At 74.7% G+C, this 18,064-nt stretch carries 15 protein-coding genes; 3 read left to right on the top strand and 12 right to left on the bottom strand.

What is annotated here, in order from left to right:
• Nucleotides 1–26: 26 nt before the first annotated feature.
• The gene (locus tag I003_RS0115020) at nucleotides 27–788 is read right to left on the bottom strand and encodes a YqeB family protein (RefSeq protein ID WP_486584229.1); all 762 of its coding nucleotides are present in this window, start codon (nucleotides 786–788) and stop codon (nucleotides 27–29) included.
• 112 nt (nucleotides 789–900) lie between these two features.
• On the opposite strand from I003_RS0115020, the gene I003_RS36890 reads away from it, so the two are divergent.
• The gene (locus I003_RS36890) at nucleotides 901–1,035 is read left to right on the top strand and encodes a hypothetical protein (RefSeq protein WP_486584228.1); all 135 of its coding nucleotides are present in this window, start codon (nucleotides 901–903) and stop codon (nucleotides 1,033–1,035) included.
• Nucleotides 1,036–1,301: 266 nt separating this feature from the next.
• Here the strand turns inward: I003_RS36890 and I003_RS0115010 are convergent, their stop codons facing one another.
• The 11 genes from I003_RS0115010 to I003_RS0114960 form a co-directional block, all read right to left on the bottom strand.
• Nucleotides 1,302–4,340 carry a 3-keto-alpha-glucoside-1,2-lyase-like domain-containing protein gene (locus I003_RS0115010; RefSeq protein WP_027772273.1) on the bottom strand — a complete coding sequence of 1,013 codons (3,039 nt, stop codon included), beginning with the start codon at nucleotides 4,338–4,340 and terminating at the stop codon, nucleotides 1,302–1,304.
• Between the two features lie 99 nt (nucleotides 4,341–4,439).
• Nucleotides 4,440–5,372 (bottom strand): dihydrodipicolinate synthase family protein, encoded by a 933-nt coding sequence (locus tag I003_RS0115005; protein WP_027772272.1) that lies wholly within the window; start codon nucleotides 5,370–5,372, stop codon nucleotides 4,440–4,442.
• Between the two features lie 174 nt (nucleotides 5,373–5,546).
• Nucleotides 5,547–6,788 carry an ROK family transcriptional regulator gene (locus tag I003_RS32280; protein WP_486584227.1) on the bottom strand — a complete coding sequence of 414 codons (1,242 nt, stop codon included), beginning with the start codon at nucleotides 6,786–6,788 and terminating at the stop codon, nucleotides 5,547–5,549.
• A gap of 170 nt (nucleotides 6,789–6,958) precedes the next feature.
• Nucleotides 6,959–7,636, bottom strand: coding sequence for an SRPBCC family protein (locus I003_RS0114995; protein ID WP_027772271.1), 678 nt, complete (start codon nucleotides 7,634–7,636; stop codon nucleotides 6,959–6,961).
• A 28-nt stretch (nucleotides 7,637–7,664) separates the two neighbouring features.
• Nucleotides 7,665–8,930 (bottom strand): VWA domain-containing protein, encoded by a 1,266-nt coding sequence (locus tag I003_RS0114990; RefSeq protein ID WP_078564034.1) that lies wholly within the window; start codon nucleotides 8,928–8,930, stop codon nucleotides 7,665–7,667.
• A gap of 5 nt (nucleotides 8,931–8,935) precedes the next feature.
• A complete protein-coding gene (locus tag I003_RS0114985) occupies nucleotides 8,936–9,922 on the bottom strand; it encodes an AAA family ATPase (RefSeq protein ID WP_027772269.1) in 987 nt (328 codons plus the stop codon).
• Between the two features lie 45 nt (nucleotides 9,923–9,967).
• Nucleotides 9,968–10,834, bottom strand: a complete 867-nt coding sequence (locus I003_RS0114980; RefSeq protein ID WP_027772268.1) for an FAD binding domain-containing protein — start codon at nucleotides 10,832–10,834, stop codon at nucleotides 9,968–9,970.
• On the bottom strand, nucleotides 10,831–13,233 hold the full coding sequence (locus tag I003_RS32275; protein ID WP_037720902.1) for a xanthine dehydrogenase family protein molybdopterin-binding subunit: 2,403 nt from the start codon (nucleotides 13,231–13,233) through the stop codon (nucleotides 10,831–10,833). Before I003_RS32275 ends, I003_RS0114980 begins: the two co-directional genes overlap by 4 nt.
• The gene (locus tag I003_RS0114970; RefSeq protein ID WP_027772267.1) at nucleotides 13,230–13,727 is read right to left on the bottom strand and encodes a (2Fe-2S)-binding protein; all 498 of its coding nucleotides are present in this window, start codon (nucleotides 13,725–13,727) and stop codon (nucleotides 13,230–13,232) included. Before I003_RS0114970 ends, I003_RS32275 begins: the two co-directional genes overlap by 4 nt.
• Nucleotides 13,728–13,802: 75 nt before the next feature.
• Complete coding sequence (locus I003_RS0114965; RefSeq protein WP_027772266.1) at nucleotides 13,803–15,020, bottom strand: cysteine desulfurase-like protein; 1,218 nt, start codon at nucleotides 15,018–15,020, stop codon at nucleotides 13,803–13,805.
• 76 nt (nucleotides 15,021–15,096) lie between these two features.
• Nucleotides 15,097–16,368 (bottom strand): sulfite oxidase, encoded by a 1,272-nt coding sequence (locus tag I003_RS0114960; RefSeq protein ID WP_199784303.1) that lies wholly within the window; start codon nucleotides 16,366–16,368, stop codon nucleotides 15,097–15,099.
• A gap of 214 nt (nucleotides 16,369–16,582) precedes the next feature.
• On the opposite strand from I003_RS0114960, the gene I003_RS34255 reads away from it, so the two are divergent.
• Together I003_RS34255 and I003_RS0114950 are read left to right on the top strand one after the other, a co-directional pair.
• Nucleotides 16,583–17,245: a hypothetical protein gene (locus I003_RS34255; RefSeq protein ID WP_051368257.1), complete on the top strand. Its 663-nt coding sequence runs from the start codon at nucleotides 16,583–16,585 to the stop codon at nucleotides 17,243–17,245.
• Between the two features lie 32 nt (nucleotides 17,246–17,277).
• The gene (locus I003_RS0114950; protein ID WP_027772264.1) at nucleotides 17,278–18,042 is read left to right on the top strand and encodes a bestrophin-like domain; all 765 of its coding nucleotides are present in this window, start codon (nucleotides 17,278–17,280) and stop codon (nucleotides 18,040–18,042) included.
• The last annotated feature ends 22 nt before the right edge of the window (nucleotides 18,043–18,064 follow it).

The following is an 18,064-nucleotide window of genomic DNA, read 5'->3' as shown; positions in this document are numbered from 1 at the left end:
CGGCGCCGGCGGCGTACGGGGCAGGTTCAGTCCGCCGCGGCCCCCGGGCGCAGCGGGCGCCAGTACTGGCGCGTGCCCTCCTCGCGGACCACGTAGCCCAGGCGCTGTGCCTCCTCGCGCAGCTCCTCCGCGTCCGCGGCGTTCTTCTTCCCGAGCGCGTGCTCCCGGGCCTTCAGCACCGCGTTGGCCGCCGCGGACAGCTCCGCGGAGTCCCGCACCCAGCGGTGGTAGCAGCCGGCGTACGGGTCCTCGTGCAGCCACCGGTAACCGTGCGCGGTGAAGCCCCTGCCGAGGTCGGCGGGCTCCAGGTCGGTGGGCCTGCGCAGCAGTTGGCGGGAGGCGGCGTCGAGGATCACCAGCCGGTCCTTGTCCAGGAAGGCGGCGGCGACCTCGGCGCGGGCCAGGATGCAGGACTCCCCGTCCTTGTCGATCCGTACGGTGTCGCCCTCGAAGGTCACGCGCATCGCCAGCACATACACGAGGATCCCGCCGCCCAGCCCCAGCACCAGCCCGGCCACGGGCCCCGCGACCGCGGTCCAGCCGTCGTCGAAGGAGGCCACCAGCTCGAACGGGCCCCGCATCGGCGCCCACTTGAGCCCGGCGACCTCGTCCGCGACGCGCGGCACGAGCCAGCCGAGCAGCAGGCCGAGCGCCGGCAGCCCGGCGAGCAGCAGCAGGCGGTACAGAAGGCCGGGGCCCACGGTGGCGGAGGGCTTGGCGGGGGACTCGCCCCCGGGTCCGCCGCCGTGGCGGTCGTCACGGGCCATCGGGGATGCTCCGGAATCCATCGTCGGTCGTCCTTCCTGCCGTTCCCCGGCGACGCTACGGACGCGGGGCGGCGCGGCGGATCGGCCGAAGGTCTGCGGGGCACGGCGGCGGGTACGACTATGGTCGCTGTCCGTGGCCGTGGCGCGAGAGGCCGCGCCCGCCTTCCGGCAGGGTCTGACCACCCGGCAGCCCGAGAGGTTCAGGGAACTGAAGCGGGGTCCGGAACGCTACCGGCGCAACGCCGGCAAGGCGCTCAGCACGGGGTGACCACGGCCTGCGGGGCGAGCCGGGCGGCACAGTGGCGCCGGCGGGATGAGTGGCACCTGCCGGTAGTCGCGGGGGAAAGACCGCAGGCGGCGGCGGACGCGCCGGTGACGCCGTCGTGGTGCGTGAAGCCGCGGCGGCTCGCGACCCGGAGACCGGGCACGGACCGCTGCCGCGGGTCGCGGCCGGGCCCGCGCCGGGCCGGGGGCAGGACGTGCACCGGCCCCGGAGCCGGGAGGGCTCCGGGACCGGTGGGGCTCACCGCCGGATCACAGGGGCTGGACGGTGATGTTGCGGTAGCGGACCGCGTTGCCGTGGTCCTGGAGCCGGATGGCGCCGGCGACCGGCGTCTCCGGCTTCCCGGCCCCGGTGGGGCCGTCGACGGCGACGTCGTCCTGGACCTTCACGCCGTTCCACACCACCGAGATACGCGCATCCTCGGTCTTCCGGCCGTCCGCGTCGAAGCGGGCGGCACGGAAGGTGATGTCGTACGTCTGCCAGGTCCCCGGCGGCTTCGCCGCGTTCACGTCGGCCGCCTTCTTCTTGTAGATGGCGGCGGCGTCATCGTTCGCCAGCGGGTCCTTGCCGTACGAGTCGAGGATCTGGACCTCGTACCGCTCCTGCAGGTACACGCCGCTGTTGGCGCGGTCCTGCCCCGTGACGTCCGGCGGCAGCTCGGGCAGCCAGAACTCGACGTGCAGCTCGAAGTCCTCGTAGGCGTGCTTCGTGCGGATGTCGCCGCAGCAGACCTCCATGGCCTCGCCGTCGAGCAGCGGCCACTCCGGCGTCCTGCCGTCCACGTGCTGGAAGGCGGAGCGGTCCGCGCCGTCGAAGAGCGTGACGGGCTCGCCGCGGGGGTGGACGGTGATCAGGTCGAGGTTGACGTGCCCGGTGTCATCCTCCTCGTTGACGTAGCGGATGGTGTTGCTGCCCGCCCGCAGCATGACCTGCTCGGTCCGGGTGGTCCATTCCTCCCAGGTGCCGGTGGACGCCAGCTCCGTCTGCTTCACCTTCTTGCCGTTGACGTACATGCTGACCGTCTTGGTGCCCGTGAAGGGGTCGGGGCCGTTGGAGTAGCGCAGTCCGACGTCGTAGGTTCCTCCCTTCCGGGCCGTGACGTCGAACGTGGTGGACGCGCCCTTGCCGCCGTAGCCGGCGACGAAGCCGCGGCCGGAGTAGGCGTCGTGGTCGGTGGCGAGATTCGCGCCGCCGTCGAGGCGGGCCTCCTCGGCCTCGTACGCGGTGGGCACGCGCTCCTCGTCACCGGGGATGTTGTTCAGCGTGTACCACGCCTCGGTGCTCCACAGCTCCTGGCCGCCCTCGGCGGTGAACGGGCGCGGGGAGCGCACGTGCACCACGTGGCCGGACTTGAGGCCGGGGATCTCCAGGGTGACCTTCTTGCGGTCCTGCGACAGCTCCGCGGAGGTCACCGGCAGCACCTCTTCGTCCACCTTGGGACCGCCGTAGTCGGCGGTGGGGACGTAGCGCCACTGGGTGACCGAGTAGCTCTCGGCGAGGGCGTCGGCGGTCTCCTGCGACAGGGGCTTGGTGTAGCGCATCTCGAAGCCGGTCTCCGTGGCGTCCATCGAGACGATGTCGAAGGCCGCGCTTTCGCCGGGCGTCAGCTTCTGCAGGCCGTGGGTCAGCTTGCCGGGCTGGCCCCAGTTGCCGCCCGCGCCCAGTCCGCCGGCGTAGATCGCGCCGTCGGGGCCCATGCTGATGCGGTTGACGCCGGCCTCCAGGCCCTGGGTCATGCGGAAGACCGCTCCCTGGTAGTCACCCTCGACCTTCTGCAGGTCGGCCCGCTGGATGCCGCCGTAGGTGACGTCGCCGAAGAGGAGCTGGCCCGCGAACGTGCCCTTGTCCAGGTACAGCGGCGTGCTGGGCGAGTTGGCTATCTCGTTCTGCGGCAGCCAGAGCACGGGCTCGGTGACGGGCCGGTCGTCGAACGGCCCCGAGGGGTTGGTGTAGTGGTTGAAGAAGCGGTCCTGCTTGATGTGCAGGAGCTTCGAGGACGGCAGCCAGCCGCCCTGGTTGTCCAGGACGAACAGGTCCTTCTTCGGCCCCCAGCCGATGCCGTTGGGGGTCCGCAGGCCGCCCGCGACGTAGCTGATCTCACCGGTCTTGCGGCTGACCTTGATGGTGGTGCCGCGATTCTCGGAGGGCTGCGGATCGGTGGTGGCGCCGCCGTAGTCGATGGCGACCGAGAGGTTCAGGTAGAAGAACCCGTCCCGGTAGAGCAGGCCGAAGGCGAACTCGTGGAAGTTGTCGCTGAACGGCCAGGTGGCGACGGTTTCGTAGGCGTCGATGACGTCGTCGCCGTCGTCGTCCTTCAGCCGCGTCAGCTCGTGCTTCTGCGAGACGTAGAGGGAGCCGTCGACGAACTTGATGCCCTGCGGCTCCTTCAGGCCCTCGGCGACCTTCTTCACCGTCACCTGCTCCGGCGAGGTGTCACCGGTGACGTTGTCGAGGAGGTAGACCTCGCCGGTGACGTTGTCGGTGCCGCCCCAGGTGGTCACCGCGAGCCGGTCGTCGGGCAGCCAGTCCATCGCCGTGACCTGCGGCTCGAAGCCCTCGGGCCGCAGGTCGGTCAGCGTGAAGTCGGGGTGGACGTCGTTGAGCGGCAGCCCGTCGCCGGGCGAGTCGGTGTAGCCCTCGCACTCTTTGCGGCCGGGCGCGGTGACGCGGACGACGCCGGCGTCGGTGCTGAGCACCGAGTTCGGCACGGTGGTGAAGCCGTCGGCGCCCGGGGGCTGCCAGGCAAGGGTGACCTGCTGGCCGCCGCCGCGCTCGAAGTGCTCGATGAAGAGCGCGTGGTAACCGGCGGTCAGCTCGACGGTCCCGTCCTTGGGAGGATCGGTGCCGTGCAGCCCGTCGTGGTCGATGACGACCTGGTTGTCGACGAGCAGCCGCGAGCCGTCGTCGCTGGTGAGGCGGAAGGTGTACGTGCCGTCCTGGGGCACGTTGATGTTGGCGATGGTGTGCGAGACGAAGTTGTCCTCGAAGCCGAAGTCCCCGGCGGTCGAGAAGTCGATCTGCGGCATGAGCTTGTCGACGTTCGGGGTCTGCGCGGGCTTGAGCACACAGATCTCGTCGAGCGGGACCTGCACGTCGTACGTGCGCAGCGTCACGCCGGGCTCCTGCGGGGGGAGTTCGGCGAAGGGCTGGTTCTGCGGGCCGGGCGCCCGCTCGGGATCGGGTGCGGGGTCGGCGCCGGCGGGTGCGGCCCAGAAGCCGCCGACGAGGAAGGCCGCCGCGAGCACCGTGGTCATCCGTCTGCGGACACGGTGGTACAGCCGTGCGGACATTCGTTCCTCCAGACGCGAAAGAGGGCGGGAAGAACCTTCGGATTCCGGGCGGGTGCGGCGCTGAGCCTAAAGACTTCGTCCGGGCCTGTCCATACTTTGTCATCCGAGAGAAAAAAGCTCCGGGACCAGTTCGTGTGCGTCCCGGCGGGCGGGGAGCACGGCTTCCTCGGGTACGGGGGCGGCCGGCCAGCGGGTGCGTACCCCGGTGTCGGCCCAGCCGCCGACGGCGGCCAGGAACTTGTCGAGCGCCGGATTCGACAGGCCGCGGATCTGGAGCGGCGCGATGTGCCGGCGGAACAGCTCGGCGAGCCGGCGCTGGAGATCCACGGCCGCGGCCGGGTCGGAGAGCATCGTCTCGTACCAGCGGACCGAGCCGGCCGGGGCGAGCGCGGCGATGTTGGAGTAACTCCCGTGCGCGCCGCGGGCGACGCCGGTGGCGAGCAGATGGCCGGGGACGAAAACGGAGCAACGGGCGGTGAGCGGCCGCACGGCGTCGTACCAGGCGTCGTCGCCGCCCGCGGTCTTCAGCCCGACGAGCGCGGGCACCTCGGCCAGCAGCCGGCCGAGCAGCGCGGGCGACACCGGGGTCTTGGCGTGCGGCGGGTTGTAGAGCACCAGCGGCACCGGGTCGGCGGCCTCGGCGATCCGGGTGAGGAAGGCGACGGCCTCGTCGTCGGCGAGCGGCAGCCAGTCCGGCAGGATCACCTGCAGCGCGCCGGGGGCCAGTTCGCGGGCGCGCCGCACCCGGTCCAGGGCGGTCTGCGCCACCGGGTGGGAGGCGCCGATCTGGAACGGCACGCCCGCCGCGGTACATCGCTCGGCGAGCAGTTCGTTGATGCCGTCGAACTCGTCCTCGGTCAGGGTGTGGAACTCACCCGCGGTGCCGTGCGCGTAGATCCCGTGCAGCCCCGCCTCCAGCAGCACGTCCAGTTGCCCGGCCAGCCGTCCGCGGTCGATCGCGTCGCCGGCGACCAGGGGAAGCAGGAGCGTTCCCCAGACCCCCGTGATGTCCTTCGCTCTCAGTGGTGTCATGCCTGGAGCGTACGAAAGGCATACGACCGGCAGGGGCCGAAGGGCCCAGAGCCGGCCCGGGGCCTTACCAGCCTCTCGAACCCGTCGGCCACGCGGACTCCGCGTCGGGCCGCAGCGCGCCGCCCCCTCCTGCGGTGTGCGGCGGGCGGCGTACGACCGCGGGGCGCGGAACGATCAGCCGGGGTGGCGGGCCGCCGGGCCGCCGGCCGCTGCTTCGGCGGCGGCGGGGGCGTCCGCGGCGGCGAGGCGGGCGTCGGCGCGGTCCGGGGCGTAGAGGTCGTCGACGACCATGGCGGCGGCGCCGACGAGGGCGGAGCGGTCCCCCAGCCGGGCGGTGACGACGTCGAGGTGCGCCGTGGTGCGGGGCATCGCCCGCCGGTAGAGCAACTCGCGCACGCCGGTGAGGAACGGCACCGAGGACAGTTCGCCGGCGATCATCAGCACGCCGGGGTTGAGCAGCGTGACGACCGTGACCAGCACCTCGCCCACCCGCTGCCCCGCCTCCCGGGCCAGCCGCACCGCCTGCGGGTGCCCGGCGGCCAGCAGGTCGCGTACGTCGGAGCCGGACGTCGCGGGCACGCCCAGGCCGTCGAGCCGGGCGGCGAGCGCATGCCCGCTGGCGACGGCGGCGAGGCAGCCGTACGAGCCGCAACTGCACAGCGCCTCCCGGCTGTCGTGCAGGCGTATGTGCCCGATGTCGCCCGCGCCGCCGTCGATGCCGCGGTAGATGCCGCCGTCCACGACGACTCCCGCGCCTATGCCGGTGGACGCCTTGACGAGCAGGAAGGCGGCGCAGTCGGCGAAGCCGGTGCGCTGTTCCCCGTACGCCATGAGGTTGGCGTCGTTGTCGACGAGCACGGGGACGTCCGTGGCGCCGCCCAGCCTGGCGGCGAACGTGCGCCGCAGATGTACGGGGATGGGATAGCCGTCCCAGCCCGGCATGATCGGCGGCTCCACGACCCGGCCGGCGGCGACGTCCACCGGTCCGGGCACGGACAGACCGATGCCGCACACCCGCGCCGCCGTCTCGCCGGCCTCCTCCAGCAGCGGGCCGAACCAGCGGCACACCTCCTCCAGCACGGGCTCGGGGCCGTCGCCGATGACCAGCGGGCCGGTCCGCTCGGCGAGCAGGTTGCCCGCGAGGTCGAGCACCGCGGCGCGGCCGTGCCGGGTCTCCAGGTCGGCGGCGAGGACGACCGCGTGCCGGTCGTCGAACTCCAGCCGCGCGGAAGGCCGTCCGCCGGTCGAGGTGCCGGCCACCTCCCGGATCCAGCCGGCCCGGAAGAGCTGGTCGAGGCGGAGCCCGACGGTGGACCGGGACAGCCCGGTGGCGCGCTGCAGTTCGGTGCGGGTGGGCGCCTCACCGCTGCGGATGAGGCGCAGCAGGCGGCCCGCGCTGGCCGGGTTCCCCGCCATCGTCGCCCTGTCCCCTCTCGCCGGCGCGGGCCGCCGCAGCGGTGCGCCGGCCTGTCGGCCGGTCACAGCGCACCGCCGTGGCGACGGCGCGCTCCCCCAGGAACAGGAGTACCACGCGCAGCAGGCATCCGCCGAGCGGGGCTCGGCCGGGACGGCCGGGGTACGCGGGTTCAGCGGCGGCGGGCGCGGCGTACCGCCAGGACGGCGGCGGCGAGCGCCGCCGCGACCGCGGCGCCGGCGGCGGCCCGCTTGGCGACCGGCACCCCCGCGGTACGGACCAGGTCCAGCGGCTCCGTCGCCGGGGCGGCGGTCCGTACGGCGGGGGCCGCGGCCCCGGCACCGGCACCCGAGTCCTGTCCGTCCGGCTCCGGATCGGCCTCCGGGCGCGTGGCGGCCTGCACGCCGCCGTCCGCGAGCTTTCCCGCCAGGCACTCCGCGAACCGCCCCACCAGCCGGTCGCCCACCTCCGCCAGCACTCCGCGGCCGAACTGCGCGGGCCGGCCCGTGACCGCCAGGTCCGTCACCACCGACACCCGGGTGCCGCCGCCCGTCTCGGACAACTCCCCGGTGACCGTGGCCCGTGCCGTGCCCGTGCCGCGGGCCTCCTTGCCGTTCGCAAGGAGCACCATGCGACGCCCCGTCTCGTCCTTCTCCCGGAAGGCGGCCGTGCCCCGGTACGTGAGCGTGATCGGGCCGACCTTCACCTTCACCGTGCCGCGCACCGTCTCGCCGTCGACGCTCTCGACCGCCGCCCCGGGCATGCAGGGCGCGATGCGCTCGATGTCGAGCAGCACCCGCCACGCCTCGTCGGCCGGTACGGGAACGGTGAACTCGTGCCGCAGCTCCATGGCGGTCCCTTCGTCGCCGGGTTCGTCGTCATGCGCCGGCCGCTCCCCGCACCACCGCCGCCAGCCGTTCGAGCGCGGCCAGGCTGTGGCCGGCCACGAAGGCGTCGACGTGCGGCAGCACCGCGGCCATGCCGCCCGCCAGCGGCGCGTAGCCGGGGCGCGCCTTGCGCGGATTGGCCCACACCACCCGGTGCGCCAGCCGGTGCAGCCGGCGTGCCTGGGTGCCGAGCAGGGTGACGTCACCGCGCTCCCAGCCGTCGGAGAGCACGACGACGACCGCGCCGCGGGCCAGACCGCGCCGGCCCCACCGGTCGAGGAACGCCCGCAGGGTCTCGCCGAGCCGGGTTCCGCCGCTCCAGTCCGGCACGGCGGAGCCGACCGCGGCCATGGCGGCGTCCGGGTCGCGGTGGGACAACTGCCGGGTGACGCGGGTCAGCCGGGTGCCGAGAGTGAAGACCTCGGTGGCGGGCGCGGCACCGGAGGCGCGGCCGTGCCGGGCGGCGTGCGCGAAGCGCAGCAGGGCGTCGGCGTACGGGGACATCGAGCCGCTGACATCGAGCAGCAGGACGACCCGGCGCGGCTTGTGCGCGGGGGCGCGGTGGCGCAGAACGGCCGCTTCGCCGCCGGCGCGCAGCAACTCCCGTACGGTGCGCCGCGGGTCGACGGCGCCGCGGCGGGCCGGGCGCCGGCGGGCGGTGCGGCGGTGCTCGCCGCGGAGCGCGAACGCCGTGCGCAACCGGTGCAGTTCGGCACGCTCGGCCGCGGTGAGCCCGGCGATGTCGCAGTGCCGCAGCACCTCGGCAGAGCCGGCCCGGGCGGCGGCGGGGGCCGCGGGGCCGGTGCGGTCACCGTCCTCGCCGGACGTCTCCGCGGCGGCGGGGGCGGAGAGGCGCACGCGGGGCGGCGGTGCGGTACGGGGCCGGGGCGGCGGCGCCGCGCGGTCGCCGAAGTACGCGGCGAACGCGCGGTCGTAGGGCGCCAGGTCCTCCGCGCGACCGCAGAGCGTGAGCCGGCCGGCCCAGTACACCTCGCGCCGCCCGGTGCCGAGGGCGTCCACCGCGTTGAGGAACGTCTGCACCCGTTCGCCGTCGGCCGGCAGCCCGGAGGCCCGCAGCACCCGGGCGAACCCGACGAGCACGGCGACGCCGTCGCCCCAGATCCCGGCGTCGCCGGCGGGGGGTCCGGCGGAAGGGCCCGTACCCGCGCCGTCGCGGGCCGGGGCCGGCACGCGCGCGTGCGGCCCGTCCCGGCCCCTGTCCCGGCCTTCCTCGTTCCGCGGCCGCTCCCCCGCCACCGCGCTCAGCTCCCCCGCGCCGCGGCCAGCAGTCCCGGCAGGTCCAGGGCTGCCGCCCGCTCGGTGTCCTCGCGGTACTTCAGCACCGAGCCCAGGGTCGCCATCGCCAGGTCCGCGTCCAGCTCCGTCGCGCCGAGCGCCGCCAGCGCCTCCGCCCAGTCGATCGTCTCGGCCACCCCCGGCGGCTTGACCAGGTCCATCCCGCGCAACTGCCGTACCGCAGCGGTCACCTGCGCCGCCAGGCGGCGCGCCACCCACGGCCGGCGGCTGCGGACGATCGCCAGCTCGCGGGCGTAGCCGGGATGCGCGAACCAGTGATAGAGGCAGCGCCGTTTGAGCGCGTCGTGGACCTCGCGGGTGCGGTTGGAGGTGAGCACGACCACCGGCGGGGTTTCGGCCCGCAGCGTACCCAGCTCCGGGATCGTCACCGCGTACTCCGCCAGCAGCTCCAGCAGGAGGGCCTCGAACTCGTCGTCCGCGCGGTCGATCTCGTCGATCAGCAGCACGCTCGGGCTCGTCCGCAGCGCACGCAGCAGCGGGCGGGCGACGAGGAACCGCTCGCCGTACAGCTCGTCCTGAAGGCGGCCGGCGTCCGTGACGCCCGCCGCCTCCGCCGCCCGCAGGTGCAGCAACTGGCGCGGGAAGTCCCAGTCGTAGAGCGCCTGGGAGGCGTCGATGCCCTCGTAGCACTGGAGCCGGATGAGCGGCGCGCCGAGGACGCCTGCGAGGGCGTCGGCCAGCGCGGTCTTGCCCGCGCCGGCCTCGCCTTCGCAGAACAGCGGGCGGTGCAGGGTGAGGGCGAGGTGGCAGGCGATGGCCAGGCCGTCGTCGGCGAGGTAGCCCGTCGACTCCAGCCGGGCCCGCAGGTCCCCGGGGGATGCGGGCCGTCCGGCCCCCGACGCGGGCCGCACGGCCTCCGGCACCCGCGCGTCGCGGGCGCCGCCGTACGGCCCGCGTCCCTCCGGCTCCCCCGCCGGCTCCTCACGCGCCACCGTGCTCGCCTCCCTCGGCTCCGGTCGCCCCGCTGCGCGCGCCGGTCACGCCGGCCCGGCCGCGGCCAGCACCGCCCTGCGGGTGAGCACCCGGGCCAGGTGGGCGCGGTACGCGGCCGATCCCGACAGGTCCGACGCCGGACGGGTGCCCTCCGCCGCGGCGGACGCCGCCCGCGCGACCGACTCCGGCGTGGCCTCCGCCCCGGTGAGGGCCGTCTCGACGGCCGCCGCCCGCACCGGCGTCGGGCCCATGCTGGTCAGACCGATCCGTGCCTCGGCGACCCGCCCGCCGGTGCGCCGCACCGCGGCGGCCACGCCGACGATCGCCCACGCCTGCGCCGCCCGGCTGAACTTCTCGTAGCGGAAACCCCAGCCGTCGTACTTGGGTACCCGGATCGCCGCCAGCAGCTCACCGGGCGCCAGCGCCGTGGTCAGGTAGTCGGCGAAGAACTCCCGGGCCGGGACGGTCCTTCGGCCCTCCTGCCCGGCGACGGTCAGCTCGGCGTCCAGCGCGAGCGCCACCGCCGGCAGGTCGGCGGCGGGATCGGCGTGGGCCAGCGAGCCGCCGAGGGTGCCGCGGTGCCGGACGGCCGGGTCGGCGACGGTGGCCGTGGCCGCGGCGAGCAGCCCGGCGTGGCGGCGTACCAGCGGATCGGCGATGACGTCGTGGTGCGTCGTCATGGCTCCGATCACCAGGGCGTCGCCGTCGTCGCGTACGCCGCGCAGCCCGGGGATGCGCCCGGCGTCCACGACCAGGTCGGGGAAGGCGAGCCGCATGCGCAGCAGCGGCAGCAGGCTCTGCCCGCCGGCGAGCACCTTGGCCTCACGCCCGTCCGCCTCGGCGCGGGCGAGCACGCCGACGGCCTCACCGACCGACTCGGGGCGGACGTAGTCGAATGCCGCGGGGATCATGCGGGGGCTCCCTTCTCCGCGTTCTCCGCGTTCTCCGCTTGCGCCTCCCGGATCGCCCGCCACACGCGCTCCGGCGTGCAGGGCATCCGCACGTCGGTGACGCCCAGCGGGCGCAGCGCGTCGACGACCGCGCCCACGACCGCCGGAGTGGAGGCGATCGTGCCGGCCTCGCCGACGCCCTTGACACCCAGCGGGTTGGACGTGGCGGGCGTCTCGGTGCGGTCGGTGACGAAGTCGGGCAGGTCGGGGGCGGCGGGCACGTGGTAGTCGGCGAGGGTGCCGGAGACGAGGTTGCCGTCGTCGTCGTAGACGGCCTCCTCGTAGAGCGCCTGGGCGATGCCCTGCGCCAGCCCGCCGTGCACCTGGCCCTCCACGATCAGCGGGTTGACGACCTTGCCGACGTCGTCCACGGCGACGTAGGAGCGGATGCGGACCGCGCCGGTCTCCGTGTCCACCTCGACCGCGCACAGGTGGGTGCCGTGCGGATACGAGAAGTTGTCCGGATCCACGACGTGTCCCGCGTTGATCGTCGGCTCCATGCCGCCGGGCAGGTCGTGGCCGGTGAAGGTCGCGAACGCGACCTCCTGGATCGTCTTCGCCGCCTCCGGCGAACCGCGCACGGCGAACGTGCCCGCCGTGAACTCCAGGTCCTCCTCGCTCGCCTCCATCAGATGGGCGGCGACCCGGCGCGCCTTGTCCACCACCTTCACCGCCGCCTCGTGCACGGCGACGCCGCCGACGACCAGCGAACGCGAGCCGTAGGTGTCCATGCCCTGCGGTGCGATGCGCGTGTCTCCGTGGAGCACGTCGACGTCCTCGACGGGCACGCCGAGCACGTCGGCGGCGATCTGGCTCCAGGTGGTGGCGTGCCCCTGGCCGTGCGGGCTGGTGCCGGTGATCACCTCGACCTTGCCGGTGGGCAGCATCCGGATGCTCGCCGCCTCCCAGCCGCCGGCCGCGTACCGCAGGTCGCGCAGCACCCGGCTCGGTGCCAGGCCGCACATCTCGGTGTACGTCGAGACGCCGATGCCGAGCCGTACGGTGTCGCCGCGCGCGTGCCGCTCGCGCTGTTCGGCGCGCAGGGCGTCGTATCCGAAGTGGTCCAGGGCCTTGCCGGTCGCGGCCTCGTAGTTGCCGCTGTCGTAGGTCAGGCCGGCGACCGAGGTGTGAGGGAACTCGCCGTGCCCGATCCAGTTGCGCCGGCGCAGCTCGACGGGGTCGAGGCCGAGTTCCGCGGCGAGTTCGTCCATGACCCGTTCGACGGCGTACGTGGCCTCGGGGCGGCCGGCGCCGCGGTAGGCGTCGGTGGGGGTCTTGGTGGTGAAGACACCGGTGCAGTGGAAGGCGTAGGCGTCCATCTTGTAGATCCCCGGGTACATGAAGGCCCCGAGGAGGGGGATTCCGGGCGTGATGAGCATGAGGTACGCGCCCATGTCGGCGAGCAGGTCGACCTTCATGCCGAGCAGCCTGCCGTCGCGGGTCGCGGCGACCTCGACGTCCTGGATCTGGTCGCGGCCGTGGTGGGTGGCGAGATAGCCCTCGGACCGGGACTCGGTCCACTTCACCGGGCGGCCGAGCCGCTTGGCGACGACGAGTGCGAGCGCCTCCTCGGCGTACACCTGGAGCTTGGAGCCGAAGCCGCCGCCGACGTCGGGGGCGATGACGCGGATCTTCTGCTCGGGGATGCCGGTGACCACGGCGAGCATGACGCGCAGGACGTGCGGGATCTGGGTGGCGGAGTACAGGGTGTACTCGTCGGCGCCGGTGGCCGCGGGGGCGGCGACGACGGCGCGGGGCTCCATGGCGTTGGGGATGAGGCGCTGCTGGACGTAGCGGCGGCTGACGACGACGTCGGCGCGGTCTCTGGCCGCGGTGTAGTCGCCGCTCGCCAGGGGCCAGTCGAAGCAGCGGTTGGTGCCCTTGTCGGCGTGGACGAGCGGGGCGCCGTCGGCGAGCGCGGCCTCCATGTCGAGCACGGGAGGCAGCGGGGTGTAGTCGACCTCGGCGGCCTCCAGCGCGTCGGCGGCGGCGTAGCGGTCGCGGGCGACGACGACGGCGACGGGGTCGCCGGCGTGGCGTACCTCGTCCGCGGCGAGCGGCGGGTGGTCGGGGTGGACGATGTCCTCGGTGACCGGCCAGGCGCAGGGCAGGGAGCCCAGCTCGCCGTCGAGATCCGCGGCCCCGAACGCGGCGACGACGCCGGGGCGTTCGCGTACCGCGGTCAGGTCGAGGCGGTCGATGCGGGCGTGCGCCATCGGGCTGCGCAGCACCGCCATGTGGAGCATGCCGGGCAGGGTGAGGTTGTCGGTCCAGCTCGTGCGGCCGGTGACCAGCCGGGCGTCCTCCTTGCGCGGGTGGGAGCGGCCCACGGCGGGCGCGGCGTCCTCTGCGGTGGTCATATCGCGGCCTCCCCGCCGGCGTCGCCGGAGCCGGCACCGGCGTCGGCCGCGGCGAGGACGGCGCGCACGATGTTCTGGTAGCCGGTGCAGCGGCAGAGGTTGCCCTCCAGGCCGTGCCTGACCTCCTCGGCGGTCGGGTGCGGGTTCGCCCGCAGCAGGTCGCGGGCGGCGAGGATCATCCCCGGCGTGCAGTAGCCGCACTGCAGCCCGTGTTCCTCGTGGAAGGCCCGCTGCAGCGGGTGCCACCGGCCGTCGGCGGCCAGCCCCTGGATCGTCGTCACCTCCGCCCCGTCCGCCTGAACGGCCAGCATCGAGCAGGATTTGACGCTCGCCCCGGCCACGTCGACCGTGCAGGCACCGCAGTTGCCGGTGTCACAGCCGACGGGTGTGCCGGTCAGGCCCAGGCGGTCGCGCAGGTAGTGCACGAGGAGCAGGCGCGGCTCCACGTCGTCCTCGTAGGTCGTGCCGTCGACTGTGACCGAGATGCGGCTCATGTGCCCTCCCCGGATCGGACGGGTCCCTGGCGTTGTGATGTGCGCCACTGTAGGACCGCATCCGGGGCGGGGGAACTAGGCCGTCGTATGGAGGAATTCTCCGAGGCCCGCGACCAGCCGGTCGACGTCCTCGGCCGAACTGTACGGCGCCAGACCCGCCCGCAGCCCGCCGCCGTCGCCGAGGCCGAGGCGGCGGGATGCCTCCAGGGCGTAGAAGGATCCGGCGGGGGCGTTGACGCCGCGCCCGGCCAGGAAGCGGTACGCGTCCCGGGTGCCGCGGCCGTCGAGGGTGAGCAGCAGGGTCGGGGTGCGGTGGGCGGCGCGGGAGCGCAGGGTGACGCCGGGCAGTGCGGCCAGGCCCTCCTCCGCGCGCAGTCGCAGCGCGTCCTCGTGGGCTTCGATCGCCGCGTACGCCCGGATCAGCCGCGTCCGGCGGTCGCCGCCGGCGGCGGGCTCGGGGTCGAGGGCGGCGAGGAAGTCGACGGCGGCGCGGGCCCCCGCCAGCAGCTCGTAGGGCAGCGTGCCCTGCTCGAAGCGCTGCGGGACGGTGTCGGCGGCGGGCAGCAGCTTGTCCGGCGCGAGGCTGCGCAGCAGTTCGGGCCGGGCGCCGAGCACGCCCAGGTGCGGGCCGAGGAACTTGTAGGGGGAGCAGACGACGAAGTCCGCGCCGAGCGCCTCGGCGTCGACGGCGCCGTGCGCGGCATAGTGCACCCCGTCGACGTGGACCAGCGCCCCGGCGTCGTGCGCCATCCGGGCCAGCTCCGGCACCGGCGGCCGGGTGCCGATGAGGTTGGCGGCGGCGGTGACCGCGACCAGCCGCGTCCGTTCGGAGAGCACGGCGGCCAGGTGTCCGGGGGTCAGCTCGCCGGTGTCCGGGTCGAAGTCGCACCAGCGCACCTCCGCCCCGGCGCGCTCGGCGGCCTGCACCCAGGGACGGATGTTGGCGTCGTGGTCGAGGCGGGTGACGACGACCTCGTCGCCGGGCGCCCACGTGCGGGCCAGGGTGCGGGCGACGTCGTACGTGAGCTGCGTGGCGCTGCGCCCGAAGACGATGCCGCCGGCCGGCACGCCGAGCAGGTCGGCGAGCGCGGCGCGGGCACCGTCCACGATCGCCTCGGCGTTGCGCTCCGCGGCGGTGACATGGCCCTGGTTGGACAGCGGGGCGCCCAGCGCCGCCGCCATCGCCTCGATGACGGGGGCCGGCGTCTGGGTGCCGCCGGGGCCGTCGAAGTAGGCGGTCCCGTCCTTCAGCGCCGGGATGCGGGCGCGTATCGCGGCCAGGTCGTACGTCACAGGCGGCCTCCTGTCCGGTGCCGGGGGATCACCAGTGTGCGCGCTCACCCCCCGCCCGCGGGAGACCGCCCCCGGCTCAGACGACGGTGACCGGGTGGCGGACGACCGCGTCGAAGAGGTAGCCCTGGTCGTTGTGGACGGTCCGGACCGGCTGGGTCCGGCCGGTGACGTCGGTGGCGCGGGCGCGCAGGTCCGCGGGGCCCGGCCGCTCCGGCCGCCAGGTGGCCGACCAGCGCACCCAGCCGTTTGCGCGGGGTTCGTCCGCGAGTTCGGCGCGGCGCCAGGTGGCGCCGCCGTCGGTGCTCACCTCGACCGCGCGCACCCCGCCGGCGCCGGACCAGGAGCGGCCGGTCAGCCGGTGCCTCTCGCCGGCGGCGAGGGTGGCGTTCCAGGGCAGCTCGAAGGCGCTCTTGAGGGTCTGCCGGGTCAGCGGCTCGCTGCCCCCGGGCGGGTAGGCGGGGCCGAAGAGGCGGTAGAAGTCGGTGTTCCACGGGGAGTACAGGGGCTCGGCGGAGACCTGCACGTCCCCGACCCATTTGATCGAGGAGATGCCGACCCACGACGGTACGAGCACGCGGACCGGGTGCCCGTGGTCGGCGGGCAGCGGCTCACCGTTCATCTCGTACGCGAGGATCACGTCGTCCAGCGCCTTGGCCGCCGGCAGCGGGCGGCGCACGTGGCCGAGGTTCACCCCGTCCGTGACGTACTCGTCGTCCAGCCCGCGCGGCATCACGTCGACCGCCCGGCCGGTGAGCCCGGCCCGCCGCAGCACGTCGCCGAGACGGGCGCCGCGCCAGCGGGCGACGCCGATGGCGCCGAGGGTCCACGCCGTGCCGGAAACGGTGCCGCCCTGCTGGCTGGTGAAGAAGCTGCGGCCGTTCCCGGCGCACTCCACGAACGCGGACCGGACCGCGGAGGGCAGTGCCTTCAGGTCGTCGAGCCCGAACTCCGCCTGGCCCCCGCGCAGTCCGTCGCCCCAGACGCGCAGGCTCCAGTCGGCGGCGTCGAGCACGGGCGTGGCGGTGTGGTTGCGGACGAAGAAGCGGTCGGCGGGCGTGTGGTAGCCGGTGCCCTTCAGGGCGGGCCAGTTGGTCTCGGCGTTGGTGCCGCGGACCGTGAACAGGTCCGGCGGGAGCGGCTTGACGATGCCTGCGGCCCGGGGGGCGGCAGACGCCGCACCGGCGGACGACGCGCCGAACGCGCCCAGGGCGCCGGCCCCGCCGGCGGCGGCGAAGAGCCGCAGCATGTCGCGCCGGGCGATGCCCGGGGTGCGGGCGTCGCCGTCGAGCCACTGGCGCAGGCGGCGGCGGTCGTACGAGGTCTCGTCGGACGGCGGCGATGTCGGCATGACGTCGATGATCCTGGCGCCCGTCGGCAGAACACCATGGCCCGATGGTGAAGAGTGCATGAAATCACCCGGAGGGCGTGCCGGCCGCACATGGCGCGAAAAAGAGCGCGAGAGACGAGCGTTCGTACGACGGGGGCGTGCGCCGGTACGCGCCTGCGGGTGGATTGCGCACACGGGGCGCGTAGTCCGGCGCGGCGCGGAGCAGCTTCCGGCGGTGACCCGGGAGAACACACCGCGCGCCGTACGGCCCGCCGTACGCGCCGCCGTCCTGCTCGCGGCCCTCGCCGCCGTCGGCCCGGCCGCGGCCTCCGCCGCTCCGGCCGCCGCGGGCGCACCGCCGGCCGGCGCCACACAGGGGCTCGCCGTGCCCGGCGACGGGTGCGTGCGCATCGGCGACCTGCCGCTGGAGGAGTGGGGCCGGATCGCACGCGAGCAGGGCGTCGAGGAGGCGGTGCGGCAGGGGTGCGGCAAGGAGCCGCCGAAGCCCTCGCCGACCCCGCCGCCCGACTCGCCCGCCCCGCCGAGTCCCACGCCGAGTCCCACGCCGGCTCCGACCCCGACACCGACGCCCACGCCTGCCCCTCCGTCCCCTGCGCCCCCGCCCCGCGCCCTGCCCGAGCCGGCCGCGCCCCCGCAGCCGCCTGCCCCGGAGCCCGAACCGCCGGCTACCACGCCCGTGCCCTCGCCCAGCCGCACGCCGAGCCCCACCCCCTCCCCCACTCCGTCGCCCTCGCTGCGGCCCCTCTACCACGCGCCGCCGCCGCGGGAGGCCGAGGAGGGCACGTCGCCCGTCACCAGAACGCTGCTGTTCGTCGCCCCCGCGATCCTCGCCGCCGCCGCGCTCGGCGGCTCCGGCGCGGCCCGCAACCGCTCCTGACCGCCCCGCAGCCCGACCGCCGGAGGCAGCCCGTGTCCGAATGGCTCATGCTCACCCTCGCGATGGCCACGGCCATCGCGGTCGTGGTGCTCGTCGTCTTCCTCCGCCACCGCCGCCCGGACGAGGAGTTCGACCCCGACGAGACGCCGGACGTCATCGAGTACATGACGATGATGATCGGCGTGGTGTACGCGATCGTGCTGGGTCTGGCGATCGCCGGCGTCTGGGAGGCCAAGGGCAGCGCGGAGGACTCGGTGCAGCGGGAGGCGTTCGCCCTGCACGAGGCCGGCGAACGGCTCGCCGAGTACCCGGCCCCGGTGCGCGAGGAGATCCGGGCGGACATCGCGGCGTACGTCGGATACGCGGTGCACGAGGAGTGGCCGGCGATGCAGGACGGGGAAGGGCTGAGCGAGCGCGGCGACGAGCTGCTGGACGAGGTGCGCCGCGGGATCGTCGCGTACGTGCCGGAGACCGACGCCGAGAACCGCGCCGCCTACGCGCTGGGCGACCAGATCGCGGCGGCCGAGGAGGCCCGCAACGAACGGGCTTTGAACTCGGGCCCGACGATGCCGTCGCTGGTGTGGTTCGGGCTGATCGCCGGCGGCCTGGTGGCCATCGGGATGGTCTTCGCACTGCAGATCCAGCGCTCGGCACGGGAGTTGGTCCTCGCGGGGCTGCACAGCGGGCTGCTGGCGTTCCTGCTCTTCCTGGTCTGGGAGTTCGACCAGCCCTACGTCCGCGACTCCGCGGGCATGCTGGAGCCGTTCACCACGCTCTTCCCGAAAGCCGCGGGCTGACCCGCCCTCCCCCGCGTCGGTG

The organism is Streptomyces sp. CNQ329, assembly GCF_000482585.1.
This window is presented reverse-complemented; position numbering and strand designations above follow the sequence as displayed.

What these genes read in the sequence shown, in the direction of transcription:
- I003_RS0114970 (WP_027772267.1), bottom strand. Translation starts at nt 13,727, where the DNA reads ATGAGCCGCATCTCGGTCACAGTCGACGGCACGACCTACGAGGACGAC.
- I003_RS32275 (WP_037720902.1), bottom strand. Translation starts at nt 13,233, where the DNA reads ATGACCACCGCAGAGGACGCCGCGCCCGCCGTGGGCCGCTCCCACCCG.
- I003_RS0114995 (WP_027772271.1), bottom strand. Translation starts at nt 7,636, where the DNA reads ATGGAGCTGCGGCACGAGTTCACCGTTCCCGTACCGGCCGACGAGGCG.
- I003_RS0115010 (WP_027772273.1), bottom strand. Translation starts at nt 4,340, where the DNA reads ATGTCCGCACGGCTGTACCACCGTGTCCGCAGACGGATGACCACGGTG.
- I003_RS0115005 (WP_027772272.1), bottom strand. Translation starts at nt 5,372, where the DNA reads ATGACACCACTGAGAGCGAAGGACATCACGGGGGTCTGGGGAACGCTC.
- I003_RS0115020 (WP_486584229.1), bottom strand. Translation starts at nt 788, where the DNA reads ATGGATTCCGGAGCATCCCCGATGGCCCGTGACGACCGCCACGGCGGC.
- I003_RS0114960 (WP_199784303.1), bottom strand. Translation starts at nt 16,368, where the DNA reads ATGCCGACATCGCCGCCGTCCGACGAGACCTCGTACGACCGCCGCCGC.
- I003_RS32280 (WP_486584227.1), bottom strand. Translation starts at nt 6,788, where the DNA reads ATGGCGGGGAACCCGGCCAGCGCGGGCCGCCTGCTGCGCCTCATCCGC.
- I003_RS0114980 (WP_027772268.1), bottom strand. Translation starts at nt 10,834, where the DNA reads ATGATCCCCGCGGCATTCGACTACGTCCGCCCCGAGTCGGTCGGTGAG.